Source organism: Oleiphilus sp. HI0123 (assembly GCF_001635315.1).
Genome location: NZ_LWGE01000624.1, coordinates 1 through 473, shown reverse-complemented (window position 1 = coordinate 473; position 473 = coordinate 1). Strand labels below are relative to the sequence as shown.

1 protein-coding gene is annotated in these 473 nt (G+C 45.9%); it reads left to right on the top strand.

What is annotated here, in order from left to right:
* The coding region (locus A3761_RS27090; RefSeq protein ID WP_231881174.1) for a putative solute-binding protein at window positions 1-473 on the top strand (473 nt) is incomplete at both ends.

Below are 473 nucleotides of genomic sequence, written 5' to 3'. Positions count from 1 at the left end.
ACCTAATGCGCATAGGAGAATTTGAAGTGCTCGGCATTGGCCCTGCTGGTGCAATATTTATGTTTACGCGCGACCGTAGCATTTTGCTTCCCAAAGACTTTGCTGGCAAACGCATGGCCGTTCTCGATGATGTTCCCGAATCTGAATACCTGTCACAAAAGCACGGTATTACACCCGTTAATTCAACCATTTTTAACTCAATCCTCAAGTTTAACAACGGTACGGTTGACCTGACTGCAGCGCCGGCAATTGTTTACGAGCCCTTCGAAATGCATAAAGGCTTAGAACCTGACGGTGGCATCTATAAAGACCCTTTCCTGTATATCACCATGCAGGTTATCGCACGTTGGGAAAAGTTCCCCGAAGGCTTTATTCAGAAGGCTCGGCTAAAAGCGGTTGAGGAATACTCAAAGTTTGTTAAGTTCCTTACGGACCCAGAAGCAACTATCCCCGAACACTATTGGATAGATATC